The organism is Paludibacterium sp. B53371 (genome assembly GCF_018802765.1).
In the GTDB taxonomy this organism is placed as follows: domain Bacteria; phylum Pseudomonadota; class Gammaproteobacteria; order Burkholderiales; family Chromobacteriaceae; genus Paludibacterium.
Map to the genome: position 1 here is coordinate 3,014,350 of NZ_CP069163.1, position 26,316 is coordinate 3,040,665.

Annotated in this window: 22 protein-coding genes; 10 read left to right on the top strand and 12 right to left on the bottom strand. The window is 60.6% G+C overall.

The window, feature by feature from the left end:
- Positions 1-165: 165 nt before the first annotated feature.
- Positions 166-1,104: a LysR substrate-binding domain-containing protein gene (locus JNO51_RS14300; RefSeq protein ID WP_252346093.1), complete on the bottom strand. Its 939-nt coding sequence runs from the start codon at positions 1,102-1,104 to the stop codon at positions 166-168.
- 525 nt (positions 1,105-1,629) lie between these two features.
- Here JNO51_RS14300 and JNO51_RS14305 point away from each other — a divergent pair.
- Positions 1,630-2,427, top strand: a complete 798-nt coding sequence (locus JNO51_RS14305) for a LuxR family transcriptional regulator (protein ID WP_215778521.1) — start codon at positions 1,630-1,632, stop codon at positions 2,425-2,427.
- Here JNO51_RS14305 and JNO51_RS14310 read toward each other — a convergent pair.
- Positions 2,348-3,004: an acyl-homoserine-lactone synthase gene (locus JNO51_RS14310; RefSeq protein ID WP_215778523.1), complete on the bottom strand. Its 657-nt coding sequence runs from the start codon at positions 3,002-3,004 to the stop codon at positions 2,348-2,350. The genes JNO51_RS14305 and JNO51_RS14310 overlap by 80 nt on opposite strands.
- A gap of 291 nt (positions 3,005-3,295) precedes the next feature.
- Between JNO51_RS14310 and JNO51_RS14315 the strand changes: the two genes are divergently transcribed.
- From JNO51_RS14315 to JNO51_RS14340, 6 genes are all read left to right on the top strand, one after another.
- A complete protein-coding gene (locus tag JNO51_RS14315) occupies positions 3,296-4,477 on the top strand; it encodes a nitronate monooxygenase family protein (protein ID WP_215778526.1) in 1,182 nt (393 codons plus the stop codon).
- Positions 4,478-4,573: 96 nt separating this feature from the next.
- On the top strand, positions 4,574-5,929 hold the full coding sequence (locus JNO51_RS14320; protein WP_215778528.1) for an aldehyde dehydrogenase family protein: 1,356 nt from the start codon (positions 4,574-4,576) through the stop codon (positions 5,927-5,929).
- 4 nt (positions 5,930-5,933) lie between these two features.
- Positions 5,934-6,131 carry a DUF485 domain-containing protein gene (locus JNO51_RS14325; protein WP_215778530.1) on the top strand — a complete coding sequence of 66 codons (198 nt, stop codon included), beginning with the start codon at positions 5,934-5,936 and terminating at the stop codon, positions 6,129-6,131.
- Complete coding sequence (locus tag JNO51_RS14330; protein ID WP_215778532.1) at positions 6,128-7,606, top strand: sodium/solute symporter; 1,479 nt, start codon at positions 6,128-6,130, stop codon at positions 7,604-7,606. The genes JNO51_RS14325 and JNO51_RS14330 overlap by 4 nt, the downstream gene beginning before the upstream one ends.
- 7 nt (positions 7,607-7,613) lie before the next feature.
- Positions 7,614-9,008: an FAD-binding oxidoreductase gene (locus tag JNO51_RS14335; protein WP_215778535.1), complete on the top strand. Its 1,395-nt coding sequence runs from the start codon at positions 7,614-7,616 to the stop codon at positions 9,006-9,008.
- 53 nt (positions 9,009-9,061) lie between these two features.
- The gene (locus JNO51_RS14340) at positions 9,062-9,844 is read left to right on the top strand and encodes an ABC transporter substrate-binding protein (protein WP_215778537.1); all 783 of its coding nucleotides are present in this window, start codon (positions 9,062-9,064) and stop codon (positions 9,842-9,844) included.
- 77 nt (positions 9,845-9,921) lie between these two features.
- On the opposite strand, the gene JNO51_RS14345 is transcribed toward JNO51_RS14340, so the two are convergent.
- The 7 genes from JNO51_RS14345 to JNO51_RS14375 all read right to left on the bottom strand — a co-directional run bounded on the left by JNO51_RS14345 (position 9,922) and on the right by JNO51_RS14375 (position 19,780).
- Complete coding sequence (locus tag JNO51_RS14345) at positions 9,922-11,808, bottom strand: methyl-accepting chemotaxis protein (RefSeq protein WP_215778539.1); 1,887 nt, start codon at positions 11,806-11,808, stop codon at positions 9,922-9,924.
- 209 nt (positions 11,809-12,017) lie between these two features.
- Positions 12,018-13,904, bottom strand: a complete 1,887-nt coding sequence (locus tag JNO51_RS14350) for a methyl-accepting chemotaxis protein (RefSeq protein ID WP_215778542.1) — start codon at positions 13,902-13,904, stop codon at positions 12,018-12,020.
- 340 nt (positions 13,905-14,244) lie between these two features.
- Positions 14,245-15,873, bottom strand: coding sequence for a 3-(methylthio)propionyl-CoA ligase (locus tag JNO51_RS14355; RefSeq protein WP_215778544.1), 1,629 nt, complete (start codon positions 15,871-15,873; stop codon positions 14,245-14,247).
- 113 nt (positions 15,874-15,986) lie between these two features.
- Positions 15,987-16,508 (bottom strand): response regulator transcription factor, encoded by a 522-nt coding sequence (locus JNO51_RS14360; protein ID WP_215778546.1) that lies wholly within the window; start codon positions 16,506-16,508, stop codon positions 15,987-15,989.
- Positions 16,505-17,761: an ATP-binding protein gene (locus JNO51_RS14365; protein ID WP_215778549.1), complete on the bottom strand. Its 1,257-nt coding sequence runs from the start codon at positions 17,759-17,761 to the stop codon at positions 16,505-16,507. The genes JNO51_RS14360 and JNO51_RS14365 overlap by 4 nt, the downstream gene beginning before the upstream one ends.
- Before the next feature lie 28 nt (positions 17,762-17,789).
- Complete coding sequence (locus JNO51_RS14370; protein WP_215778551.1) at positions 17,790-19,121, bottom strand: ATP-binding protein; 1,332 nt, start codon at positions 19,119-19,121, stop codon at positions 17,790-17,792.
- Positions 19,118-19,780: a response regulator gene (locus tag JNO51_RS14375; protein ID WP_215778553.1), complete on the bottom strand. Its 663-nt coding sequence runs from the start codon at positions 19,778-19,780 to the stop codon at positions 19,118-19,120. The genes JNO51_RS14370 and JNO51_RS14375 overlap by 4 nt, the downstream gene beginning before the upstream one ends.
- 211 nt (positions 19,781-19,991) lie before the next feature.
- On the opposite strand from JNO51_RS14375, the gene JNO51_RS14380 reads away from it, so the two are divergent.
- From JNO51_RS14380 to JNO51_RS14390, 3 genes are all read left to right on the top strand, one after another.
- A complete protein-coding gene (locus JNO51_RS14380; protein ID WP_215778555.1) occupies positions 19,992-20,816 on the top strand; it encodes a UDP-2,3-diacylglucosamine diphosphatase in 825 nt (274 codons plus the stop codon).
- Entirely contained in the window at positions 20,804-21,856 is a 1,053-nt protein-coding gene (locus JNO51_RS14385) for a glycosyltransferase family 1 protein (RefSeq protein WP_215778557.1), read from the top strand. The genes JNO51_RS14380 and JNO51_RS14385 overlap by 13 nt, the downstream gene beginning before the upstream one ends.
- Positions 21,857-22,564: 708 nt before the next feature.
- On the top strand, positions 22,565-23,341 hold the full coding sequence (locus JNO51_RS14390; protein ID WP_215778568.1) for a ferredoxin--NADP reductase: 777 nt from the start codon (positions 22,565-22,567) through the stop codon (positions 23,339-23,341).
- A 61-nt stretch (positions 23,342-23,402) separates the two neighbouring features.
- Here JNO51_RS14390 and rquA read toward each other — a convergent pair whose 3' ends face one another.
- The 3 genes from rquA to JNO51_RS14405 form a co-directional block, all read right to left on the bottom strand.
- Positions 23,403-24,107 (bottom strand): rhodoquinone biosynthesis methyltransferase RquA, encoded by a 705-nt coding sequence (gene rquA / locus JNO51_RS14395; RefSeq protein WP_215778571.1) that lies wholly within the window; start codon positions 24,105-24,107, stop codon positions 23,403-23,405.
- Between the two features lie 12 nt (positions 24,108-24,119).
- On the bottom strand, positions 24,120-24,902 hold the full coding sequence (gene xth, locus JNO51_RS14400) for an exodeoxyribonuclease III (RefSeq protein WP_215778573.1): 783 nt from the start codon (positions 24,900-24,902) through the stop codon (positions 24,120-24,122).
- Between the two features lie 76 nt (positions 24,903-24,978).
- Positions 24,979-25,881: a DMT family transporter gene (locus tag JNO51_RS14405; protein WP_215778575.1), complete on the bottom strand. Its 903-nt coding sequence runs from the start codon at positions 25,879-25,881 to the stop codon at positions 24,979-24,981.
- Positions 25,882-26,316: the final 435 nt, after the last annotated feature.

Consider the following 26,316-nt stretch of genomic DNA (forward strand, 5'->3'; position numbering starts at 1 on the left):
AGAAGGGAAAAGTGAGTACAAAATCTGACAGTATCAAACAGGAGAAGGGATCAAAAACAAGGGGTCAGGTCTTGAATTTTGCATCCAGATGCAAAATACAAGACCTGACCCCGTCGGTACTGCAGTATCGGAGGTCGGGCGCGCCGCGCCCTCAGTGCCCGCGAATCACAGGTCGACCTGCTGGCGCAGGGCCGAACGCTTGGCCGTCAGGTCCAGTCCGGGCAGATCGGCAATGATGTCCGGATGATCCGCCAGTTTCTCCACGACGAAATCGACAAAGACCCGCGTGCGCGGGGCAATGTGATCGCGGTGCGGGAAACAGATATAGATCGAGCGCTCCAGAGAGACCATGTCGGTCAAAACGGCTTCCAGTTCGCCGGTGCGGATGTAATGCACCACCTCATGACCCGGCAGTTGCGCCACACCCATACCGAGGCGGGCCAGTTCGCATACGGCCTCCATCTCATTCAGGGTATAGGTACCGGTGACTTCCAGCGGGATGCGCTCGCCGGAGCGATCAAACTCCCACTTGAACAGCCGTCCCGACGTCGGGAACTGGAAGTTGATGCAGTCGTGATTGGCGAGATCTTCCGGCTTTTCAGGGCGACCGAATCGCTTCCAGTAGGAAGGCGAGGCTACGACATAGAGCGGCATCTGCGCCAGGTTGCGCGCCACCATGCGCGAGTCAGGCATCATGCCGGTACGTACGCCGACATCGTAACCGTCCTCGACCAGATCGCTGAAGTTATCGTCCAGACCGAAAAACACCTTGATCTTCGGATACAGATCGCAGAACTCTTCCATCAGCGGCAGGATGAAGCGACGGCCAAACGAATTGGGCATGCTGACACGCAGGTGTCCGGCCGGCTCATCACGGCTCGCCTTGAGCTGGTTGATCGCCGAGTCCAGATTGTTGACCGGGCCGCGACATTGCGCATAAAAGCGCCGGCCATCTTCGGTCAGGGTCAGTTGACGCGTGGTGCGGTTAAACAGCCGGACTTCCAGCTCCTGCTCCAGTCGGGCGATGCTCTGACTGATGGCGGCCGGCGACACGCCCAGCTTGCGGGCGGCGTCGGAAAAGCTGCCGTTTTCGGCAGTGGTCATGAAGACCATTAGGGCTTTCAGGGTATCCATAACTCAGCGATGGTCCGTGTTTCAGCAAAGCCCCTGACATGCGACGTCGATCGCATGACATAAGCATTGCCAAAGTCATTATTAAATGTATATTCTTAAAAAAGGTTACACCAATATTTGTAGTTATTAAAGTAAAAAGTTAATAGCAAAAATACGTAGTTTCTGACAATTTTCCCGCATTTTGGCTTGCAACTGCAGGGATGCCAGCGCCCTCGGCATGCATTGGAAATAAATGTCGAAGACATGAAGCTTGCCAGATCTGCTTGCCATATGAATTCAGCCAGTCTCGCTTACCCCACGACGTACCTGCCCGGGCGGCCAGCCCGATCCTGCCTCTGCGGCCAGCAGCCAAGGCAAAGCAATCGTGTTAGCCAAGGCCAAAACTGGTCTAAAAGCCGGGAGAATCATCGTCTTAGGCGACCGATAGACCCTGCGTCCGACAGACGGCTCTGCTATGATTTTTGAACATACTCATTACCAGTGCTTACACCGCCCATGACATCTGTTCATACACTCAATACCAGACCGTTGCCTGCAGATCTGCCGGCTTCCCGGCAATGGATGCTACTGGAGTGGATTCATGCTCTTGGACACATCGAGGAAGAGCAGGGCCTGAAGGATTTCCTCGACCGACTGCAAAGTCAGCTGCCGGCGGAACACATGGTGCTGGCTCTGGGCAGACTGAATGCCCAGCAGCACATGCAGAAAGTCGAAAAACTGATTGATGTCAGCTACCCGCTGGGCTGGCTGGACCATTACATGCAGGAGAACCTCGCCAGCTGCGACCCCATCCTGCACAACCCGATGGGCAGCAATCCGATCTTCTGGCAGGACTCCTTTTCCAGCGCGCGCAGCCCGCTGGCCAAGCGCTTCATCGCCGAAGCCGCCTCGGTCGGTCTTGGCACCGGCGTCACCTTCAGCGCCGCCTCCACCCGGCAGAACATGGCCTGCGTGATCTCGGTGACCGGCGAGGACATTACCCGCGATACCCAACTGATCGAGATGCTCAACTGCCTGGTGCCCCATCTGCACCAGGCCATGAGCCGAGTCACCGACCTGGCGCCGATGTCTGCCTCGGCGATGCTGCTGTCCAATCGCGAGTACGACATCTTCCACTGGATGAGCCGGGGCAAGACCAACTGGGAAATCGCGACCATCCTGGATATCAGCGAGCGCACGGTCAAATTTCATGTCGCCAACATTATCCGCAAGCTCAATGCCAATAACCGGACACATGCGATTGTGCTGGGGCTGCAGCAGGGGATTCGACCGCCTGTCGCAGCCAACGGATGAACGCCGGCTCGGCGGCCTGCCAGTCGAAATAGGCCGCTTGCGACACCACCCCGCCATCGAGCGGCCGCGCCGGGCCGATGGGCCGGATGGGAAAGCCCAGCCGGTCCAGACGCCGGTAAAATGCCGGCTCGACCACAAAGTACATCCAGCGCACCTGGTGTAGCTCGGCCCAGCGGAACAGACAGTAGTAAAGCAGCATGGCGGCGGGCTCAATGCGCCGGCCCTGCGCATCCGTCTCCACGGCAAAACGGGTAATCTCGGCGCTGGCGGCACCTTTGTGCAGACACCAGCCGTCAGGCAGCAGCGCCGAGAATTCCTTTTCCAGCATGAAAGGCTGATGCCCTGGGGTCATGCGTACCGACCCCACCACCCGTTGCTGGATGAACACGCCGAGATTGTCAGAAAAATCATCGTATTCATCCCGATCCAGACCATCCACCGACAAAGGCACCCAGCGCAGCTGCTCGCGGAAAATCCGGTGCCGGAACCGCAACAACTCGGTTTCCTTGCGCCCGCCAAGCACCCGTTCCAGACGAAAACCCTCGCGGGAAGCCAATACGGTCATGCTGTTCATCATGTCCTCTCTCCTGTCGGTGATTGCAGAAAGCCGCACTGTAAGAGAGGGGAAAAAATCTGATAATCTGTCCTTTAGGACAGCCATATACGGGCATCTTTTTCAGAAAAAACACGTTATCATCAAGGATTTAGCCAATACCCTACTTCCTTCCTCTGGAACGAAGCCAAAGGTTCCCTGCCCGCCCGTTTTCCCAACTTCTCCTTGAGATTCATCAATTTGACACGGCAGAAATACCGACGTGCCGGAATTTTCCTGTAAACTAGTGTTTTTGCTCGACACAGGGTCATCCCTATGAAACATGCTTTCCCCCCCCTCGTCATCCGCGGTCGCTCCTTGCTGCCTATCGTTCAGGGCGGCATGGGCGTCGGCATCTCCGCGCAGCGGCTTGCCGGCAGCGTGGCACATGAGGGCGGTGTCGGCACGGTCGCCAGTGTCGACCTGCGCCATCTGCACGAAGACCTGATGGCACGTTCGGCCACGGCCCAGGGCCAGGCCGAACTGGATGCACTGAACCTCATCGCGCTGGATCGCGAGGTCAAAGGCGCGCTGAGCCGCTCGGAAGGTCATGGCATGGTGGCGGTCAACGTCATGAAGGCCGTGGATTCGCACGCCGCCTATGTTCGCCAGGCCTGCGAGTCGGGCGCCCATGCCGTGGTGATGGGGGCCGGTCTGCCGCTGGACCTGCCGGAAATGACAGCCGATCACCCGGACGTCGCCCTGATTCCGATCCTGTCCGAATCGCGCGGCATCAGCATCGTGCTCAAGCGCTGGATGAAAAAGAACTGCCTGCCGGACGCCATCGTGATCGAACATCCGAAACATGCCGGTGGTCACCTGGGCGCGGCCCAGATCCAGGATCTCGGCCAGGAGCGTTTCGATTTCCGCCGTGTACTGGAAGAAACCTTCGAAACCTTCCGTTCACTGGGGCTGGAGCGCGAGAAGATTCCGCTGATCGTTGCCGGTGGCATCAACAGTTTTGACAAGGTACGCACCTTCATCTCCGAACTGGGCGCCACGGCCGTACAGGTCGGCACCGCCTTTGCCGTCACCCGTGAGGGGGATGCGCACGACAACTTCAAGCGCACCCTGGCCGAAGCCCGGCCGGAAGACATCGCCGAGTTCATGAGCGTGGCCGGCCTGCCGGCACGTGGCGTGCTGACGCCGTTCCTGAAGAGCTACCTGAACCGCGAAGCCAAGCTGCAGGCCAATGCCAAGGCCGATCCGCGCCGCTGCACCCAGGGCCTCAACTGCCTGTCGGTATGTGGTTTGCGCGATGGTCTGTCGAAGGTCGGGCAGTTCTGCATCGATCTCAAGCTGGCAGCCGCCTTCCGCGGCGAAGTCAGCAAGGGCCTGTTCTTCCGCGGCTCGGAACCGCTGCCATTCGGTTCCGCCATGCGCAGCGTGCGTGAAACCATCGATTACCTGCTGACCGGCACCATGCCGCAGGAACTGAATTTCAAGCCCGCTGTTTGAGCTTTTCCCGTCTCTGATCAAGCCTCGCTGCTGTCCGGCAGCGGGGCTTTTTGTTAAAGTACTCTATTACTTCCAACTAATAAAGCCAATCTGGCTATGACAGCATTTACTTCCTGCAATCCGGCCACGGGCGAGGTGGTCTTTACCCGGGCCGCCTGGCCGCACGATCAACTTCCCGGCTGCCTGGCCCGACTGCGCCAGGCGCAGGCCGAATGGGCCCGGCTCGACATCGAGGAGCGTGCCGGGCGCATGATGCGCCTGGCGGATCAATTGATGCAGCACCGCCAGGCACTGGCCGACCTGGTCACCCTGGAGGTCGGCAAGCGCACCGCGGAATGCCTGGCCGAAATCGACAAATCGGAAAAGCTGATTCGCTATTACGCCAGTCTGGCGCCCAGCCTGCTGCAACCGCTGATGATTCCGACCAATGGCAGTCGCAGTGGTGTTGCTTTCGAACCGCTGGGCACCGTCCTGGCAGTGATGCCGTGGAATTATCCGATCTGGCAGGTACTGCGATTTGCCGTGCCGGCACTGATGGCCGGCAACGCCTGTCTGGTCAAACCGGCGCCCGTGGTACCACAGTCCACCCAGTTGCTGCTGGACTGTGTCCATCAGGCCGGACTGGCCGTACTGGATATTGCCTGGATCGACCATGATCAGGTCGAGCAGGCCATCCGCCTGTCCGATGCGGTCGCCTTCACCGGTTCGACAGCCACCGGCCGACATCTGGCCTCACTGGCCGGCCGACATCTGAAGAAGACCGTCCTGGAGCTGGGCGGCAGCAACCCCTTCATCGTGCTGGCCGATGCCGATGTCGATGCGGCCGCGCGCGAAGCCGTACACTCGCGCTTCCGCGACGCCGGGCAGTCCTGTAATGCCGCCAAGCGCATGATCGTGGTACCCGAGGTGGCCGAACGCTTCATGACCACCTTTGTGGCCGAGGCGGCCGCCCTCCGGGCAGGCGCCCCCACCGACCCGGACACGACACTGTCGCCGCTGACCCGCAGCGATTTACGCGCCGGCCTGCACGCCCAGGTGCTGGATGCGCTGGCCAACGGCGCCACCTTGCGCCTGGGCGGCGAGATGCCGACGGGGCCCGGCTTCTTCTACCCGGCCACGGTACTCGATCATGTCAATCCGGGCTGCCGGGTCTATCGTGAAGAGGTATTTGGTCCGGTCGCCAGCATTCTGCGCGCACGCGACGAACAGGATGCCGTCCGACTGGCGAATGACACCCCCTTTGGTCTGGGGGCGTCCATCTACAGCAACGATACGGCCCGGGCCTGGGAACTGGCACGTCAGCTGCAGGCGGGTAGTGTCTTCATCAATCGACACACCAGCTCCGACCTGCGTCTGCCGTTTGGTGGCGTCAAGGATTCCGGTTACGGTCGTGAATTGTCCGAATTCGGCCTGTACGAATTCGTCAACGTCAAAACCTATTGGCAAAAGTGAGTCCATGAAGTCATTGCTGTTACTGCTGCTCCTGCCAATCGCCGCCTTTTACGGGGCGATTGCCTTTTTTCCGGCGCTGCTGGCCATACCCTGCGGCCGCTTGCCGCTGTCCATGCTACTGGCACTGGGACTGATCTGGCTGGGTGTGATCGTGAGTCTGCTGTACGTGCGCCAGGCCAACCGGCGTGAGGATCGCACATGAATCTGGCCCAGTTCTGTGTTCTCCTGCTGTTGGTCATCAGCCTGTCGCTGACGCTCTGGGCCTCGCGGCGCACCCATACACGTGCCGAGTTTTATACCGCCGGCGGCCGGATCCGTGCCTGGCAGAATGGCCTCGCGCTGGCCGGCGACTACCTTTCTGCCGCCGCCTTTCTGGGCGCGGCAGGGCTGTTCATGAGCCAGGGCTACGACTCGCTGATCTATGCAGTCGGCACACTGGCCGGCTGGCCGCTGTTGTTGCTGCTGTTTGCGGAAAAACTGCGCGAGCGCGCCCGTTTCACCCTCGGTGATGTGCTGGCCGAGCGCTTTGGCGGCCGGCCGGTGCGAGCCATGGCCGCCTTCAGCACCTTGCTGATCGTGCTGTTCTATCTGGTGGTACAACTGGTCGGTGCCGGCAAGTTGCTCGGTCTGCTGTTCGGCCTGGCCTACCTGCCTGCCGTACTGACCGTGGCGGCCCTGACCATGCTCTATGTTGCACTCGGCGGCATGCTGGCCACTACCTGGGTACAGATCGTCAAAGCCTGCCTGCTGCTGGCCTGCGGGCTCACGCTGGCATTGGGCGTACTGATCAAGAGCGGGTTCAGTACCGACTGGCTGATCACGCAGGCAGAGGCCATCCACCCGGCAGGCCACGGCATCTGGCTGCCCAGCCAGGCCATGCACAACCCGTGGGAAGTCTTGTCGCTCGGTCTCGGGCTGGTACTCGGCCTGCTCGGACTGCCGCATGTGCTGATGCGCTTCTTTACCGTCCCCGATGCCCGCGCCGCACGCGCCTCGGCCTGCTGGGCGACCGCCATCGTCGCCTTGTTCTTTACCCTGAATGTGCTGATCGGCGTTGGCAGCATTGTCTTCGTCAGCAAGACCCCGGCCTTCCTTGATGCGCACGGCAAACTGCTCGGCGGCGGCAATATGGCCGTCTTGCACCTGGCACAGGCGCTGGGCGGTGCTGCGCTGCGTGACGTGGTGGCCGCCGTGGTGTTTGCCACCATCATGGCCGTGGTGGCCGGCCTGACCGTCGCCGGCTCCAGTGCGCTGAGCCACGACATTTACGGCGGCCTGCTGTGTCGCGGCAAACCGGATGAACGGCGTGAATTGCAGGTCTCGCGCGGCTCGGTGCTGCTGCTGGTCCTGTTGGCCGTGCTGCTGTCCTGCGGCTTCCAGAACCAGAACATTGCCATTCTGTTTGGCCTGGCCTTCGGCATGGCGGCCAGCGGCCCGTTCCCGATTCTGCTGTTGACCCTGTTCTGGCCCGGGCTGACGGCCCGCGGCGCGATTGCCGGCGGACTGGTCGGACTGCTCAGCGCCACCCTGCTGATCATTGCCGGCCCGGCAGTCTGGGTCGCAGTACTCGGCCATGCCCGCCCCTTGTTTCCGCTGGCCAGCCCGGCGCTGTGCTCGGTACCGCTGGCCTTCCTGACCGCCTGGCTGGTCTCGCGCCTGCCCGGCACCCCGGAGTGACTGTCTGATGCAAACTGCCGAATTCCTGACTGCGCTGAGCCAATTGATCGGCCCCAGCCATGTCCTGCAAGCCCCGATCGATATCGAGCCATTCTGCCTGGACCTGCGCCAGCGCTATCATGGCCGGCCTCTGGCAGTGGCCTTGCCCGGCAGCCGGCAAGAGGTGGCGGCACTGGTCCGTCTGGCCAGCCAGGCCGGCATCGCCCTGCTGCCGCAAGGGGGCAATACCTCCACCTGCGGCGCCGCCACACCGGATGACAGCGGTCGGACACTGGTAGTGGGGCTGCGCCGGCTGGATCGGGTGATTGAGGTGGACGCCGCCAACAACAGCATGACCCTGGAAGCCGGTGTCACGCTGGCGCGCGCCCAGCAGATCGCCGCCGAAGCTGATCGGCTGTTTCCGCTGTCTCTGGCCAGTGAAGGCAGTTGTCAGATCGGCGGCAATCTGGCGACCAATGCCGGCGGGCTGGCGGTCTTGCGTTACGGCACCATGCGCGATCTGGCACTGGGGCTGGAAGTCGTGTTGCCGGATGGCCGGGTACTCAACCAGCTCTCCGGCCTGCGCAAGGACACCAGCGGTCTGGATCTCAAGCAACTGTTCATCGGCTCGGAAGGCCAGCTGGGTCTGATCACCGCGGCCACGCTCAAAGTTTTCCCCATGCCCCGCGCTCGGGCGACGGCCATGGTGGGCGTCGCCGATGCCCAGACCGCCATCGACTGGCTGGCGGCCTTGCGCGACCGTTTTGCCGACAGGCTGACCACCTTTGAAATGATGTCCGGCGACTGCATGGCGCTGTTGCAGCAGTACCAGGGCGACAAGGTGCCATTCATCGCACCGTGGACCCTGCTGATCGAACTCTCCGACAGCGAGGGGCAGCAGGCGCTGGAAGATCAGCTGGTGCAATGGCTGTCTGAACGGGACATGCTGGATGGGGTAATTGCCCAGAGCGAAACCGAGCGTCTGGCGCTGTGGCAGCTACGTGAAGACATGTCGGAAACCCAGAAACGGCGCGGCCCGAGTATCAAGCATGATATCGGTCTGCCAAGCAGCGCCATTCCGGCCTTTCTGACGCAGTGCGGCGAGGCACTGCAACGCGCTTATCCGGGCTGCAGCATCATGGCATTCGGTCACGCGGGCGATGGCAACCTGCACTACAACGTGTCCTACACCCGGCCAGACAATGCCGAGCTGTTTGCCGACGAAGAAAACGTCAACCGGATTGTCTACGATACGGTATACCGGCTGAACGGCACCCTGGCTGCAGAGCATGGCATCGGGCAGCTGAAAACCCACTGGCTGGAGACTTACAAGGATCCGCTGGCCTTGTCGCTGATGCGCTCGGTCAAGAAGCTGCTGGATCCTGAGAATCGGATGAATCCGGGAAAATGGCTTTCTGACTGAGGTCTGACCTGCAAGCGCCGCAGCGCTCAACCCGGCCATTGGAAGGACCTGCTATGCGCAAGCCCCTCTTGTTGCTGTTTGCCGCTCTGATGGCCTCGGGGGCTGTCGCGGCCGATCTGTCGGTGCGCATGGCCTATGCCGATGTCGCCTCCCCGCCGTATTTCTGGGGCAATGGCAGCCTGATTCCCGAGCATCCCGGCGCAGCCGTCGACCTGATGCGCGAAGCGGCTGCCGCCTGCCACCTCAAGCCGCAGCTGTCGCGCTGGCCGAACAAGCGGCTATTCGCCATGCTGCAGGCGGACCAGATCGACATTTCCTTCATGTATTCCTTTCACGAAGATCGCATGGCGCTGTTCGCCTACCCGATGAGCGGCACGCAACCGGACCGGCGTTATCGCATCACGAGTCTGGTCTACTCGCTCTATGTGCTGCGCAACAGTCCGGTGCAATTCGATGGCCAGCAGATCCTGAACCTGAATAACGGCCTGATCGGCGCCAATACCGGCTGGTCGATTGTCGAAGACTTGCGCAATCGCGGACAAAACGTCGAAGAAGCCCCCACCACCGAAATCAACTTCCGCAAGCTGCAGGCAGGCCGCATCGCCGCCTATGCCACCCAGGACAATGTCGCCGACCATTATCTGAATGCCAGCAAGCTCACCACCTTTGTCAAACTGCAACCTCCGCTTTTACGCAAAGACTACTTTGCCGTCATCAGTCATGGCTGGCTGAAACAGCATCCGCAGGAGTCGAATTGCCTGTGGCAGCAAATCGCCCTGCTGCGGGAACAGCGATTGCCCGCCCTGCTGAACGCAGCGGAACTGTTTTCCCCGTAGGTACGCCAGCCCGGAGAACAGGCATAAAAAAACGGCTCGTGCATGGCACGAGCCGTTGGTTTTTCCTACCGCCGTCGTTACAGCTTGAAGCGGCCGAAGGCATCCTGCATCTGCTTGGCAGCCGCAGACAGGCGCTGCAGCTCTTCGCTGACACTTTGCAGCCGGTCGTCGTTTTCCAGGATGCGACCGTTGATGCTCTCGGTACTCTGGGCAATCAGCGTGGTGGCATTGTGCTGTTCATTGGTCGAGTGGGAAATCTCGCTCATTTTTTCCACCACCACATCCATCGACTGACGGATGCTGCCAATACTGTCGACGGCGACTCGCGTCAATTGCACGCCTTCGTCGACCGAACCGACCGTCTGGTTCATGTCCCCCACCGCGCGGCTGGTCTCCTGCCGGATGGCATCCACCATGCTGCTGATACCCAGTGTCGCCTGGGCGGTACGTTCGGCCAGCTTGCGCACTTCGTCGGCCACCACGGCAAAGCCACGGCCCTGCTCACCGGCACGGGCGGCCTCGATGGCGGCATTCAGGGCCAGCAGGTTGGTCTGGTCGGCAATGTCGCGGATCACATTGGTAATGCCGCTGATTTCTTCCGAGCGCTTGTCGAGCGACGCCAGCATGCTCTCCAGCCCGCGCACCGAGGTCACCGTGCTTTCCATGCCGGACGAGAGGCGACTGATGCTCTGCGCACTTTCACCCAGGCGCTGTTCGGTCTGGTTGACCAGTTCGTCGGCCTGGTGTGCACTTTCGGCAATATGCGAAATGCTGACCGTGATCTCTTCCAGTGTCGCGGCATTGGAGGACGACACATCGGACATTTCACGCGAGCTGTTGGCCACGCCGCCCACCAGCTGGCTCACCTGCTGCACACCACCGATCAGGGTGGTAGCATCGTTGCGCAGCGTGCTGAACATGCCTTGCAGACGGGCCACAAACTGGTTGAAGGCATGGGCGGTTTCGGCAATTTCTTCCGCACCGTCCTCAGCCAGACGCAGGGTCAGATCCCCCTCGCCGCGCGACACTTCCACCATGGCGGCTTTCAGCGCCATCAGACCACCGAACATGCGGGCAATCACAAAGCTGGCCACCGGCACCATCAGGATCAGCACCAGCGCCGTCAGGGCAATCAGGGTGTACAGCAAGGTATGCAGCGGCGCCAGCACCTGCGCCTTGTCGACGGCGGCGCAGATATACCAGTCGGTCCCCGGCACCGGCACGGTCTGCCACAGCATCACTTCATTATCAATGGTGGTTTCCTGCACCGGGTCCAGCTTGGAGGCTCGGTCGATTTCATCCGGCGTCAGAGTCGGTGCAATGCTGGTAATCGGCTTCATGGTCAGATCGGGCTTGGGATGGCCGATCAGCTTGCCTGCGCGGTTGATGATGAACATGTAACCGCCGGCACGAATCTTGGCGCTGAGCACGGTATGTACCAGATCCTCGACAAACACGTCACCGGCAACCACGCCGGCAAACTTGCCACCGGTGGTAAACGGCACGGCAACCGTCATGGTCATCTTTTTGGTCTGGGCATCGACATAGGGCTCGGTCAGGGTGATCCGGTTATTGCTCTTGGTCTGCGAGTACCACGGGCGGTCAGCGGCCTTGTAGTCGGCCGGCGGCTGCCAGTTGTCATTGAAGATCGGCTTGCGGCCATCTTCGAACCCGGCATAGACCCCACCACCGAAATGGCCGCCAGCAGCGGTCTGGGCCAGGAAGGGAATGGCATCCGGGCGATTGACGTTGTTGACCTGGGCAGTGATCAGGCTGACCTTGTCGTCAATCCAGTTCTTGGCCACGGTCTGTTGACCATAGAGCAGCGCATTGAATTCATTGTCGAGATCGGACATGATCTCGCTGCGCATCTGGATATAGCTGATCGATACCAGAATCAGACCGAAAACGGCCAGCATGAACGCATTGAAGACAATGAGCCGGCTTCTCAGTGATTTCAGCATAAAGAGTCTTTCCTCCGGTAGTAGGACGGAAATGCCTGCGGCGACTACCTGCCGGACACACCCGGGTTTGGTTCTAAACCGTTAGAATATCATTTCCAGAACGATTATTAATAAGACATTGATCATATAAAGTTGATTTAGCACGGATCACTGATGCAAAAAAACGGCTCGTGCATGGCACGAGCCGTTGGTTTTTCCTACCGCCGTCGTTACAGCTTGAAGCGGCCGAAGGCATCCTGCATCTGCTTGGCCGCTGCCGCCAGGCGCTGCAGCTCTTCGCTGACACTTTGCAGCCGGTCGTCGTTTTCCAGGATGCGACCGTTGATGCTCTCGGTACTCTGGGCAATCAGCGTGGTGGCATTGTGCTGTTCATTGGTCGAATGGGCGATTTCACTCATCTTGTCCACCACCACATCCATCGACTGGCGGATGTTGCCAATCCCCTCCACCGCTGCGCGCGTCAGCTGCACGCCGTCGTCCACTGAACTGACCGTCTGGTTCATGTCACCCACCGCGCGGCTGGTCTCCTGCCGGATGGCATCCACCATGCTGCTGATACCCAGTGTCGCCTGGGCGGTACGTTCGGCCAGCTTGCGCACTTCGTCGGCCACCACGGCAAAGCCACGGCCCTGCTCACCGGCACGGGCGGCCTCGATGGCGGCATTCAGGGCCAGCAGGTTGGTCTGGTCGGCAATGTCGCGGATCACATTGGTAATGCCGCTGATTTCTTCCGAGCGCTTGTCGAGCGACGCCAGCATGCTCTCCAGCCCGCGCACCGAGGTCACCGTGCTTTCCATGCCGGACGAGAGGCGACTGATGCTCTGCGCACTTTCACCCAGGCGCTGTTCGGTCTGGTTGACCAGTTCGTCGGCCTGGTGTGCACTTTCGGCAATATGCGAAATGCTGACCGTGATCTCCTCCAGTGTCGCGGCATTGGAGGACGACACATCGGACATTTCTCGCGAACTGGTCGCCACACCGCCCACCAGCTGGCTCACCTGCTGCACACCACCGATCAGGGTGGTGGCATCGTTGCGCAGCGTGCTGAACATGCCTTGCAAACGGGCCACAAACTGGTTGAAGGCATGGGCGGTCTCGGCAATTTCTTCCGCCCCGTCTTCATCCAGACGCAGGGTCAGATCCCCCTCGCCGCGCGAGACCTCAATCATGGCGCTCTTCAGGTGCATCAAGCCACCGAACATGCGGGCAATCACATAGCTGGCCAGAGGCACCATCAATACCAGTACCAGAGCGGTCAGCGCGATCAGGGTATACAGCAGGGTATGCAGCGGCGCCAGCACCTGCGCCTTGTCGACGGCGGCACAGATATACCAGTTGGTACCCGGCACCTGCACCGTCTGCCACAACACGTCCTGTCCGTCGATCTGCGCCGCCTGCACGGAATCCAGTTTGGCGATATTCGCCACGGTTTCCGGCGTCAGATCAGGGGCGATGCTCGTCAGAGGCTTCATGGTCAATTCCGTTTTCGGATGACCGATCAGATTGCCGGCACCATTGACGATGAACATGTAGCCCCCGGCGCGGATTTTGGCACTGAGCACCGAGCGCACCAGATCCTCGACAAACACATCACCACCGACCACACCGGCGAACTGGCCATTGGTGGTAAACGGCACAGCGACCGTCATGGTCATCTTCTTGGTCTGGGCATCGAGATAGGGATCGGTCAGGGTCACCCGGTTATTGCTCTTGGTCTGCGAATACCAGGGACGATCGGCGGCCTTGTAGTCGGCCGGCGGCTGCCAGTTGTCATGAAAAATGGGCTTGCGACCATCCTCGAATCCGGCATAGACCCCCCCGCCAAAGTGACCGCCTGCGGCCGTCTGTGCCAGATACGACACCGCATCCGGCCGATTGACGTTGGTCGCCTGGGCGGTGATCAGACTGACCTTGCCGTCAATCCAGTTCTGCGCCACGGTGCGTTCGCCATACAGCAGCGCGGCAAACTCATTGTTGAGATCATTCATGATCTCGTTGCGCATCTGGGAATAAGCGATGGTGACCAGCACCAGACCGAAAATGGCCAACAGGAACGCATTCAGCACGATCAGGCGGCTTCTGAGTGATTTCAGCATGCAATGCCCCTTGTAACTGGACTATTTAAACAATAATCAAATCATTTTTTATTCTAGAAGCAGTTTCGCCGCCTGAAAGTCAAATTTGATATGCGTCAGACAGACAAAAGCATGCGCAGAAGTAAAAGCCCCCCGCCGCTGTCGCGACGGGGGTCAACACGAGGAAGAAGCATCTTGCGATGCTTCGAGGGGCTAACATCACAACAGCTTCTCAGCCATTGTGAATTCAACAGGACATGAGGTCGCTCACCGCCATGCCCTGCATGAATATTGCAAACAGCATGTAATTTAGTGCAAAAACTCAAGTTTGTCCAACAGTTCGACGGCTCGACAAGATCGCTTATTGTGGCCACTGATAATCGCGCATTTTTTCCCGTAACTTGAGTTTTTGCAGTTTGCCTGTGGCGGTGTGGGGCAATTCGTCGACAAAGATCACGTCATCGGGCGTCCACCATTTGGCCACCTTGCCTTCGTAGAACTGCAGCAGCTCTTCGCGTGTCACCCGGCTGTCCGGTTTGAGCACCACCACCATCACCGGCCGCTCGTCCCACTTGGGGTGAACCACGCCGATGGCAGCCGCTTCGGCAACCGCCGGATGGCCCATGATGATGTTTTCCAGCTCGATCGAACTGATCCACTCGCCGCCGGACTTGATGACATCCTTGGTACGGTCGGTGATGCGCATATAGCCATCGGCATCCAGCTTGGCCACATCCCCGGTATTGAACCAGCCGTCGTCGGTATGACTGGCATCGCGCTCGCGCTTGAAATACTGCGACAACACCCAGGGGCCGCGCACCTGCAGGTTGCCAAACGCCACGCCATCGTGCGGCAGCGGCTGGCCGGCGCCATCCACAATGCGCATCTGCACGCCGAACAACGGCCGTCCCTGCGTCCCCTGGATCCGGCGCAGCCCCGCCACGCCATCGTGGCGATGCTTGAATTTCGGTGTGCTCATGGTGCCGCAGGGCGACATTTCAGTCATGCCCCACAGCTGGCGCAGTTCGACCCCCTGCTCGGCCATGTGCTCGATCATCGAATCCGGTACGGCCGAGCCCCCCACCACAACACGCTTCAGATGATGCAGACGCAGACGATTGGTCTCGCAGTGCTGCAACAGATTCAGCCACACGGTCGGCACGCCGGCAGCCAGATTGACCTCTTCTTCTTCGATCAGCTGATACACACTGACGGCATCCAGCCGCGATCCCGGCAGAACCAGCTTGGCCCCGTTGAGCGCCGCACTGTAGGGCAGCCCCCAGCCGTTGACGTGGAACATCGGCACGACCGGCAGGATGCAGCTCTGCGCCGACAGGCCGAAGGCATCAGGCAGCGAGCTGGCCAGGGCATGCAGTACGGTCGAGCGATGGGCATACAGCACCCCCTTGGGGTGACCGGTGGTGCCCGAGGTATAACAGAGGCTGGAAGCGGTTTGTTCGTCAAACTGGGGCCAGTCGAAGCTATCGCTATGGCTGCCGACGAGATCTTCATAGCACAACAGATTCCCGAGTCGGCTATCTGTCGGCATGTGCTCCCGCCCCCCCAGCAGGATCCAGTGACGCACATGCGGCAGATCAGGTGCCAATTGCTCGACCTGCGGCAGGAAACAGGCATCAAACATCAAAACCCGGTCTTCGGCATGATTGATGATGTAGCTGATCTGATCGGCAAACAGACGGTGATTCACGGTATGGCAGATGGCACCGATACCGGAAATGGCAAAGTACGCCTCAAGATGGCGATAGGTATTCCAGGCCATGGTACCGATGCACTGCCCGGGCTCGACACCCAGTGATTGCAGCGCATTGGCCAATTGACGGGCACGGCGGGCGGTATCGGCCCAGCTGTAGCGATGGATCGTGCCATCGAACAACCGTGACACGATTTCTGCATCGGCATGATTTTGTTCTGCATGCTGCAGCAGGCTGGAGATCAGCAGAGGCTGATCCATCATCTGACCGTATTGCATCTGTCTCCTTCTCCCTGTTGAGGACGCAAAAATGACTGCGTCATTAAATAACCCTAGATTGAATAGAGTCATTACTCAAATGTTTTTTGGGAGAAGCAGCCGTACCGGGAGACTCAGTCGCTGACCGGCTTCTTGGCCAGCATGCGCTGCAAGGTGCGCCGATGCATGTTGAGGGCACGAGCCGTCGCGGAAATATTGCCTTCGTGCTCGGCCAGCACACGCTGCACATGCTCCCAGGTCAGACGACGTACCGACATCGGCCGGGCATTGACCGGCATGGCAGCATCCGGCTCGATCTGCTGAAAAGCCTGCAGGATCTCATCGACCGAGGCCGGCTTGGCAAGGTATTGCACGGCCCCCAGCTTGGTGGCCTCGACGGCAGTGGCGATGCTGGCATAGCCGGTCAGGACCAGCACGGCACTGTCGGGACTGAGGCGTCGCAGCTGCGGCAACAGCTTCAGACCACTGTCGCCCCCCAGATTGAGGTCCAGGATGATACGTTCGAAGCCACGGGGAAGACATTGCAGCGCCTCGGCCTCACTGGCTGCGCGCTCGACCTGATGGCCGCGGCGCATCAGCGAACGAGCCAGCACGCCGGCAAAGACATCATCGTCATCAATCAGCAGAAAAGTCATGGTGACATCTCTTTCAAGGGCAGGGTGATGTGCGCATGCACACCACCGCTCGCGCGGTTATCCAGGGTCAGGCTGCCCCCCAGTCTGGCAAGCGTGGCATGCGACAACATCACGCCCAGCCCCAGCCCGGCAGGCTTGCCGGACTGCATCTGCCCCAGCCCGGCCGCCCGTAACTGTGCCTCGCTGAGGCAGCCTTCACGATTGACGATATCCACGCTGAGCACCCCCTGGCGGAAAGTGGCGGTGATGTTCACCTGACCGCCACCGGCCTCGGCGGCATTGTTGATCAGGTTAAACAGCGCGGGCCAGAAGGCACTGTCCAGTTCAACCTGCGGATCGCCCTCCCCTGATGGCTGCCACTGCAGGGTGACATCCGGACGCAGGGCACGCCACCCCTCCAGTCGCTCGGTCATGGCGCTGAACAGCGGCAGGATGACGGGACCGGTCCGGGCCTGGGACTTGAGGCGGGTCAGGGCCGCACGACAAACGGCAAGCTGGCTTTTCATCAGTGCCAGCTCATCCACGGGCAGACCGCCGGGGGGCAGGTCATGCCAGTCATCCACCAGCAGCGTCAGGGTGTTGAGCGGTGTCGACAGCGCGTGGGCCGCCATCGCCGCCTGCATGCCGAGTCCGACCAGCTGCTCGTCGCGCAGCTGGCTTTCGCGGGCAATCGCCAGCTCATGTTCGCGATCGGCCAGTTGTCGGGCCAGCCAGGAGATGAAACCGGTCATCAGCAGGGCAGACAGGGCAAAGGTAAACCACATGCCCAATTGGTGGGCCTGGAAGGCATAGGCGGCATCGGAGTCGGCCAGCGGCCAGGGCAGGTGCCAGACAAACAACACCCCGTAGGCAGTCAGGGCCAGCGCAGAGAGGCACCAGGAGAATACCCCCGGACTGAGCAGGGCGGCGAACAGGACAGGCGGCAGATACAGGGAGGCCAGCGGATTGGCGGCGCCGCCGCTGAAGGCCAGGATTTCACTCAGGGCCACCACATCGGCCAGCAAACCGAAGCGAATCAGCCAGAGCGCAGACACGCCGCGCCGGGCCAGCAGGGGCAACACCGCATTGACCAGTACCAGGGTCAGCATGGCCTGGAGAACCGGGACCCAGGCCAGCTGCACGGGATAACGGGAGACCAGCAGCAGCATCAGGGCACACAGGCCCAGCATCCCCCAGCGCAACAGCCCCAGACGCCGCTGCGCCCGGGCCAGATCGTTGCTTTCGGAGGCAAACAGAGAAGAGGCGATCGGCATGCCCGCTACTCTATCATCCGATGCGCTGTCAGTCAGTCCTGGCGATGCGCACCACCGCCGCGCTCAATCCCCCTTCCGCGCGGTTCGATAGCTGCAATTGCAGACCATGCAGTTCAGCAATCCGTTCGACGATCGACAGGCCCAGACCACTGCCGGGCTCACTCTGCCCGGGCATGCGCACGAAGCGCTGACGAATTTTGTCCAGCCACGCCGGGTCGATGCCCGGCCCATTGTCCTCGACCACCAGGCGATCCGCCGAGCCGGACAGCCGCACGATGGCCCCGGCCGGGCTATAGCGCAGGGCATTTTCCAGCAGATTGCGCAGCATGAGTGTCAATAAAGTGCTGTCACCCTGCAGTGGCAGCACTTGCTCGGCCGGCACCTGCCAATCCAGCGCGAGCTGGCTGCCGCGTCGCGACAGCAGTGGCGCCAGATCACGCTGCAGGCTGTCGATCAGGCGCGACCAGTCGACGGGTTGGGCCTGGGTCAGGCCCTGCATCGGGTCGAGACGGGAGAGGGCAAGCAACTGATCGACCAGACGAGTAGCCCGCTCGATGCCGATGCCCAGGTTGGTCAGTGCGTGTTGCTGCACGTCGGGATCGTGGGCCAGCTGCGCCACTTCGGTCTGCACCCGCAAGGCCGCCAGGGGGGAACGCAGTTCGTGTGCGGCATCGGCGGTGAAACGCCGTTCATGTTCGATATTCTGTCCGACACGGTCAAACAGCTGATTGAGCGCCTTGATCAGTGGCTGCGCTTCCGCCGGCACCGCCTGACTGAGCGGACTGAGATCATCCGGACGCCGTCCGGCCAGCTCCGCCGCCAGGCGGTTCAAAGGCATCAGCCCGCGCCGCACGGCCAGCACCAGCGCCAGCAGCAGAATGGGCAGGGGCAGGATCCACGCCAGCAACTGACTGCTGACCACCTTGAGCGCCGCCTCGTTGCGGGCACGCAAACGCTGCCCGACCGCCACGACATGCTCGCCATCAGCACTGCGCAGCGCATAGATACGCCAGGGACCATGATGACTGACCCGCAGGAAAAAGCCTCCCTCTCCGGGCGGCAGCTGCCAGTCGGCACCGGCACCATCAGCCCAGATCAGGCGGCCGTCGCGACGCCAGATAGCCTGGGACAACGCATCGGCCTCATCGTCATGACCATGCCGCATACTGCCGTCATCACTTTGCAGCCCGCGTCCACTGGTCAGCAACTGACGAGCCAGCAACTGCAGCTGGGCATCATAGAGCTCATTGATCTCTTCATGGGTCTGATACAGGGCCACCCCGGCCGACAGCAACCACATCAGCGGCGCAATCAACAAGAGGGCCAGCACGATGCGGCGCTGCAGACTGGCCGGCTTCACTCGACATTCCCCAGGGTGTAGCCGATGCCGCGCACCGTACGAATCACATGGCGACCGAGTTTCTTGCGCAGGTGATGGATATGGACTTCGATGGCATTACTTTCCAGATCCTGCTCCCAGCTATAGAGCTTCTCTTCGATCAGCTCGCGGGGCAGCACCCGGCCCTTGTTCAGCATCAGCACCTCGAGAATGGCCATTTCCCGCGCGGTCAACTCCAGGGGCTCACCGTTCAGGTAGGTAGTACGTGCCGCCGGGTCAAAACTGACGGCGCCGTGACTGAGCAACTGGCGGCTCTCGCCGTTGCTGCGCCGGAGCATGGCCCGCAGGCGGGCAGCCACCTCGACAAGCGCAAAGGGCTTGACCAGATAATCGTCAGCGCCGGCATCCAGTCCGGCCACCCGGTCGCTGATGGCATCCCGCGCCGTGAGCACCAGCACCGGCAGGCTGTGGCCCTGACGCCGCCAGCTGGCCAGCACGTCCATGCCATCACAGCCCGGCAAGCCCAGATCCAGCACGGCGGCATCATAGGGCGCGGCATCCATGGCCAGCAGTGCCTCCTTGCCGGAGGTCAGCCAGTCCACGGCAAAGTCGAGCTGACTCAAGCCAGCCTTCAGACCGTCGCCGATCAGGGGATCATCCTCGACTACCAGTATACGCATTGCCCTCTCCTTGGATTCTTACCTGCCCTGCTTGGCATGCTACCCCTTTCGCCCGAAGCTTTCTGCCCGGATTGAAGCAGCCCCGGGTTAACAGACGCTTAAATGGCATCGAAACGACATGGCGGTAAATTCATTTTCCCGTCATCAAATGCTCATTTTTCTGTCATTAGCCATAGGCAGCATGAGCGCGTGACATCTCCCGGAGGCCACCATGCAACGTGAGCAGATCAAGCTGGAAAAGCGCCATTTCCGCAGTATCTGGATCTCCGACGTTCACCTCGGAACAGCGGGCTGCCGGGCAGATCATTTGCTGGATTTCCTGCGCCATCATGAATCGGACACCCTCTATCTGGTGGGAGACATCGTTGACGGCTGGCAACTGCGCAAGTCCTGGTACTGGAAGCAAAGCCACAATGACGTGGTGCAGAAGGTGTTGCGCAAAGCGCGCAAAGGGACACGGGTGATCTACATCCCCGGCAATCATGACGAGATGGCCCGGCAGTTTGCCGGGCTGGATTTTGGCGGCATTGCCATCCGCATGGAGGCCGACCACATCACCGCCGACGGCAAACGGCTGCTGGTGATTCACGGCGACGAATTCGACGGTGTGATTCAGTACGCCAAATGGCTGGCCTATCTCGGCGACAGCCTCTACACCCTCATCCTGCAGCTCAATCGCGGCTACAACTGGTGCCGGATGAAACTGGGCCTGCCCTATTGGTCGCTGTCGCAGTATCTGAAGCACAAGGTGAAAAACGCTGTCAATTTCATCAGCAACTTCGAAAAGATGCTGGCAACGGAAGCCCGTCATCGTGGTTACGATGGCGTCATCTGCGGCCACATTCACCAGCCGGAAGTACGCGACCTGGACGGCACGCTGTATGGCAACAGCGGCGACTGGGTCGAAAGTCTTTCTGCCCTGGTGGAAACAGCCGACGGCACCCTGTCGGTGGTGTACTGGACCCACATCCTGAGCGAATCCTCTGCGCAGGAACCCATCCTTGAGCCTGTACAGGAGAATGTATGCGCATCCTGATCGTCACCGACGCCTGGCGCCCCCAGGTCAATGGCGTGGTTCGCACGCTGACCGAAACGATTCGCGAATTGCAGGGCTTCGGCCACGAAGTCTCGATGATCACCCCGGAAACCTTCACCACCCTGCCCTGCCCGACCTACCCGGACATTCGTCTGTCCCTGTTCCCCTATCGCAAGGTCGCCAGGATGATCGACAGCTTCCAGCCGGATGCCATCCACATTGCCACCGAGGGGCCGCTGGGGCTGGCGGCTCGGCGTCACTGCCTGCGCCATGGCCGGGCCTTCACCACCGCCTATCACACCCGTTTCCCGGAGTACATCCAGGCCCGCACCCGGCTGCCGCTCTCCATCAGCTATGCCTGGATGCGCCGCTTTCACAATGCCTCCAGCGCGGTGATGGCGCCGACTCAATCGATCGTCAATGATCTGAAGGCACGGGGCTTCAACAATGTGGTGTTGTGGAGTCGCGGGGTGGATACCGAGCTGTTCTCCCCCGGCCCGCGCGACCGGCTGGAGGAAAGTCAGCCGCCACGCTTTGTGTATATCGGTCGTGTCGCCGTGGAAAAAAATATCGAGGCTTTTCTCAAGCTCGACCTGCCGGGCAGCAAGTGGGTAGTTGGCGACGGGCCGCTGCTCGCCAGGCTGAAGAAGCATTATCCGGAGGTGCATTTCGCCGGCATTTTCCCGCAGCCGGAACTGGTGCGCTTTTACCGTGCGGCCGATGTATTCGTCTTTCCCAGCCTGACCGACACCTTTGGCCTGGTGCTGCTGGAGGCCATGGCCTGCGGCACCCCGGTGGCCGCCTACCCGGTGGCCGGGCCACTGGATGTGGTCGGCGACAGCGGCGCCGGCGTTCTGGACCAGGACCTGCGTCAAGCTTGCCTGAACGCCCTGGCGCTGGATCGCCAGCATGTGCGTTCGGTCGCCGAGCGTTTCTCCTGGCAGGCCGCAGCACGACAGTTCGAGCATCATCTGCATCCCAACGCCAGCCAGCTCACCCCCGAGGGAGGGCTGTCAGATTCCACCCAGGGCGCACGATAAAAAATCTTGCACCCTGAGAAGGGGGTTCTATACTCCAATCAGGTCATGGCAAGGAGGTAATGAATGCATCTGGGAGAATTTTCGGCTGCAGACCGTTGCTTCTGTGTTGGGATAACACGCCGTTTCATTGACGTTTGAGGCATCGCTGACGATGCAGGTCACCTGGCAGCCGATAGGCCAGATAACGCGAAAAATGCCGAGCAGTCGTAACATGCATCCTGTTTCGGGGAAACCCGTACCAAGCCCGTGATGGGCTCGCGGCTCCAGGGCGCCAAGCCAATGTGGAGCGCCAGCAGTAGCAGTGTGATGTGGTTGTGATGATGTCGCTGCGCAATGCAGCATCGGTCTTTTCATGACGTTGTTGGCGCTTCATTGCATGCGTGGTAGGCATGCAGGACACATGAAGCGGATGAGTGAGCAGTACCGACCCGGGGGCGCGCCAATTTGGTCCGCCCTCGTTCATTTCCATCCGTCATAAATCACCCCTCCCACCCTGCCGTTTTTACTGTCAGGCAATCCAACCAGTCGCCAGCCCACCACAATTCATGTAAAATGCCGTGTTTTCAACTGCTTGCAACCCTTATGGCATGATGGGCATTGCGGTCGCATATACCGCCGTGACACAGCCAACGGTTGCAACTGTTCTATCGCAGCGCTTTATTCGCCGGTAGAATGGCCCGATTCCTAGTTCAATATCAGATTCTGCATATGGCAACCTTGACCTCGGAACGCGTCCTCAGCGTTCACCACTGGAACGACACCCTGTTCAGCTTCACCACCACCCGCGACCCGGGCCTGCGCTTCATCAACGGTCAGTTCGTCATGATCGGTCTGGAGGTCAATGGCCGGCCGCTGATCCGTGCCTACAGCATTGTCAGCGCCAACTGGGAAGAAAACCTCGAGTTTTTCAGCATCAAGGTGCAGGATGGTCCGCTCACCTCGCGCCTGCAGCATCTGAAGGTCGGCGATGAGATCATCGTCAGCGGCAAACCGACCGGCACCCTGGTGCAGGACAACCTGTTGCCGGGCAAGCATTTGTACCTGCTGTCGACCGGTACCGGTCTGGCGCCGTTCATGAGCATCATCAAGGATCCGGAAGTCTACGACCGCTACGAGAAGATCGTGCTGGTGCACGGCGTGCGCTGGGTCAGTGAACTGGCCTACGAGGATTACATCACGCGCGAACTGCCGCAGAACGAATTCTTCGGCGACGTGGTCCGCGACAAGCTGATCTACTACCCGACCGTGACGCGCGAGCCGTTCCGCAACCAGGGTCGTCTGACCGATCTGATCGTCAGTGGCAAGCTGGCAGCCGATATCGGCCTGCCGCAACTGGATCCGGCCAATGACCGCGTTCTGATCTGCGGCAGCCCCAACATGCTGAAAGACAGCTGCCAGATCCTCGACGACATGGGTTTTGTCGAATCGCCGCGCATGGGCGAACCGGGTCACTACGCGATCGAGCGAGCCTTCGTCGAAAAATAAGCATGCCGCCGGGATGAGAAAAAGCAGCCTGACGGCTGCTTTTTTCTTGACGGCGCCAGCATCACGCCTTGTGCGTCACTTCCACAATCTGATACACCCCGCCAAAAACCGTCCGCTTGCGCCAGTCAAAGCGTCCCGCTTCGCGGGCATATTCCTGAATCTCATGCTGCCAGAGGGCCATGGCAAAAGGCTCGAGACAACGATTAACCCAACGCAGCAGCCAGCCGATCGGCTGCCAGGCGGCCGGCCGGTGATAATCGACAAACAGGGCCCGGGCGCCGCGCGGCAACTGATCGAGCATATTGTCCACAATCTCGCGCTTCTTGTTGTCCGGCACTTCGTGCAGCAGGAAAAAACTGACGATCAGGTCATAGTCGGGCTCGCCGCGAAAATCGGCGGCGTCCGCCTGCACCACCCTGGCTTGCGGCATTTGACTCAGCTTGCGCGAGGCATGGGCAATCTGCACCGGCGTCACGTCGGTCAGATCAAAGCCCCCCTGCGGCCCCACCTTGCGCGCTACACGCTGCACCAGATCGCCATAGACATGGGCCACCTGCCAGACCTTCATGCCCGGACGGACCCGGTCCAGATAGGCCTGCATCAGGCGCCGGTCATTGCCAAACAACAGGACCCGCACCACCAGATTACGGTCCAGCCAGGCGGCATGGCGCGGATTGACGTAAGCCCAGTCATAGACTTCCGTCATGTACTGCGGCACATCACGGTAATAGAAGTCGTCGTGCAGCTCGGGGGGATTTTTCGTCATGTCGATCCTGGTTCAATGAGCGTCGTCGAGCGTCAGCCAGACCGGCGCATGGTCCGAGGGACGCTCCCAGCCGCGCGGGGTCTTGTCGATGCCGGCATCCCTGGCCCTCTGCGCCAGCGCCTGCCCGTAGAGAATGTGGTCGATACGCAGTCCGAGATTGCGGCGGAACATGGCGGCACGGTAATCCCACCAGCTATAGGCTACCTCCTGCGGGTGGAAATGCCGGAAGGCATCGGTCATGCCCAGCGCGATCAGCGACGCGAAGGCAGCACGTTCCGGTTCAGAGCACAGCACCTTGTCCTGCCAGGCGGCAGGATCATGCACATCGGCATCCGCCGGGGCAATGTTGAAGTCGCCCAGCAAGACGACCCGGCCGGCATGGGCCTGCATTTCACTGGCGACATAACGCTGCAGCGCCGCCAGCCAGGCAAGCTTGTACTGGTATTTGTCCGACTCGACCGATTCGCCATTGACGAAATAGGCGCAGATCACGCGCACCTCACCCACCGTGGCGGCAATGACCCGACTTTGTACGTCCGGATAATCCGGTATGCCGCACACCACCGCCAGCGGCTCATGCGGCAGCCTTGTCAGGATGGCAACGCCGTTATAGGTCTTCTGACCGAACCAGGCGGCACGGTAGCCGGCCGCTTCGATCTCGGCCTGCGGAAAAGCCCCCTGCTCGAGCTTGAGCTCCTGCAGACACAGCACATCCACCGGATTGGCAGCGAGCCATTCCAGGACATGCGGCAAACGGACTTTCAGAGAATTGACGTTCCAGGTGGCAAGCTTCAAGACAACTCCATGTGCAATCGATTGACTCTGGCATGATGCATGAACCAGGCGGGCTGGCTCAAGCAAAATGCCAGACTCAGCCCGACTTCTTGCCCCCCCACCAGACACCGGCCAGTACCGTACCGGCACCGGCAATCTGCAGCACACCCAGCGCCTCGCTGAACAGGCCCCAGGCCAGGATGGCAGAGACCACCGGTTGCGTGAGCAACATCAGCGAGGCTGTTGCCGCCGGCAAGCGGTCAAACCCCTTGCCTACCAGTCCCTGGCCGGCACAGTGCACGAGCAGGGCCATCGCCCCTAGCACACTCCAGGCCACCCAGCCATGCGGCCACCAACTGCCGCCGCGCCACAGCATCAGCGGAATCAGTGTGGCTGTGGCCGCCATGCAGCTGGCCAGCATGACTCGCGGAAAAGCCCCACGGCGCAAGGCCTGCTTGAGCGCCAGGAAATAGGCGGCATACAGCAGCGCGCCGAGCAAGGCGACCAAATGGCCGGCCAGCAGATGACGATCCTGCAGACCCGACAGGCCGCCGCCCTCGCCGAGAATCAGCAGCACCGTACCGATCACCGCCAGCAGCATGCCCACGCCGAGCTGGCGCGAAGGGCGCTCTCCCATGCCCCACCACGCAAACAAGGTGATAAACAGCGGCGCCAGACTATCGACCAGCGAGGCATTGGCGATGCTGATCATGGTCAGCGACTGGTTCCACAGCACCAGATTCAGCGCCAGAAACACCCCGGACAGCCATGCCCACCAACGCGCACACCAGGGGCAATCCAGCGATTCGCCGCTGGTGATGCGCGGAATCAGCAACAGCAGCAACACTGGCTGCGCCAGCAACAAGCGGAAAAAGGCGGCCGCGACCGGCCCAACGTCGGTCAGGCGCACCAGGATGGGCGAAAAGGCGAGGCAGAAGATACCCACGACCAGCTGGAACAGGGCACGGGACGATGGCGCAGGGACCGCAAGGGAAAGCATCACAATGACCGAAAATATAATTGTTTGATTATACAGACTAAATGCTGTCCGGATTTGACCGGAAGCAAGCCTGAACCGCTTGAGAAACGCCGGCGCAAGTGCACTCTGCGCACATTTTCACCACACAAAAATTTGGCCGATTGTATATTAGCCAATTGTAATGATATTTCATTTTTACCTTGTTTTTCATTTACTTGCAGAAACAAAAGGCATGAAATATGTTTTGTATTTTGTATACAAAACTACTTTTGCATAAAAATCACGGATAGTTGTTGTCAGACAATCCGGCGGTTCATACAATGAAATTGTCTTCGTAACCAGAGAACCATCATGTCTGTTCCCCTTAGATCCCGCGATACCAGCAAGACCCAAAGCTCTACCACTCGTTCTTCGCGTTCCACCCTGGCGCCGATCATGCCGGAGTTCTCGGTTCGC

What these genes read in the sequence shown, in the direction of transcription:
- JNO51_RS14300 (WP_252346093.1), bottom strand. Translation starts at nt 1,104, where the DNA reads ATGACCACTGCCGAAAACGGCAGCTTTTCCGACGCCGCCCGCAAGCTG.
- JNO51_RS14305 (WP_215778521.1), top strand. Translation starts at nt 1,630, where the DNA reads ATGACATCTGTTCATACACTCAATACCAGACCGTTGCCTGCAGATCTG.
- JNO51_RS14310 (WP_215778523.1), bottom strand. Translation starts at nt 3,004, where the DNA reads ATGATGAACAGCATGACCGTATTGGCTTCCCGCGAGGGTTTTCGTCTG.
- JNO51_RS14315 (WP_215778526.1), top strand. Translation starts at nt 3,296, where the DNA reads ATGAAACATGCTTTCCCCCCCCTCGTCATCCGCGGTCGCTCCTTGCTG.
- JNO51_RS14320 (WP_215778528.1), top strand. Translation starts at nt 4,574, where the DNA reads ATGACAGCATTTACTTCCTGCAATCCGGCCACGGGCGAGGTGGTCTTT.
- JNO51_RS14325 (WP_215778530.1), top strand. Translation starts at nt 5,934, where the DNA reads ATGAAGTCATTGCTGTTACTGCTGCTCCTGCCAATCGCCGCCTTTTAC.
- JNO51_RS14330 (WP_215778532.1), top strand. Translation starts at nt 6,128, where the DNA reads ATGAATCTGGCCCAGTTCTGTGTTCTCCTGCTGTTGGTCATCAGCCTG.
- JNO51_RS14335 (WP_215778535.1), top strand. Translation starts at nt 7,614, where the DNA reads ATGCAAACTGCCGAATTCCTGACTGCGCTGAGCCAATTGATCGGCCCC.
- JNO51_RS14340 (WP_215778537.1), top strand. Translation starts at nt 9,062, where the DNA reads ATGCGCAAGCCCCTCTTGTTGCTGTTTGCCGCTCTGATGGCCTCGGGG.
- JNO51_RS14345 (WP_215778539.1), bottom strand. Translation starts at nt 11,808, where the DNA reads ATGCTGAAATCACTGAGAAGCCGGCTCATTGTCTTCAATGCGTTCATG.
- JNO51_RS14350 (WP_215778542.1), bottom strand. Translation starts at nt 13,904, where the DNA reads ATGCTGAAATCACTCAGAAGCCGCCTGATCGTGCTGAATGCGTTCCTG.
- JNO51_RS14355 (WP_215778544.1), bottom strand. Translation starts at nt 15,873, where the DNA reads ATGCAATACGGTCAGATGATGGATCAGCCTCTGCTGATCTCCAGCCTG.
- JNO51_RS14360 (WP_215778546.1), bottom strand. Translation starts at nt 16,508, where the DNA reads ATGACTTTTCTGCTGATTGATGACGATGATGTCTTTGCCGGCGTGCTG.
- JNO51_RS14365 (WP_215778549.1), bottom strand. Translation starts at nt 17,761, where the DNA reads ATGCCGATCGCCTCTTCTCTGTTTGCCTCCGAAAGCAACGATCTGGCC.
- JNO51_RS14375 (WP_215778553.1), bottom strand. Translation starts at nt 19,780, where the DNA reads ATGCGTATACTGGTAGTCGAGGATGATCCCCTGATCGGCGACGGTCTG.
- JNO51_RS14380 (WP_215778555.1), top strand. Translation starts at nt 19,992, where the DNA reads ATGCAACGTGAGCAGATCAAGCTGGAAAAGCGCCATTTCCGCAGTATC.
- JNO51_RS14385 (WP_215778557.1), top strand. Translation starts at nt 20,804, where the DNA reads ATGCGCATCCTGATCGTCACCGACGCCTGGCGCCCCCAGGTCAATGGC.
- JNO51_RS14390 (WP_215778568.1), top strand. Translation starts at nt 22,565, where the DNA reads ATGGCAACCTTGACCTCGGAACGCGTCCTCAGCGTTCACCACTGGAAC.
- rquA (WP_215778571.1), bottom strand. Translation starts at nt 24,107, where the DNA reads ATGACGAAAAATCCCCCCGAGCTGCACGACGACTTCTATTACCGTGAT.
- JNO51_RS14405 (WP_215778575.1), bottom strand. Translation starts at nt 25,881, where the DNA reads ATGCTTTCCCTTGCGGTCCCTGCGCCATCGTCCCGTGCCCTGTTCCAG.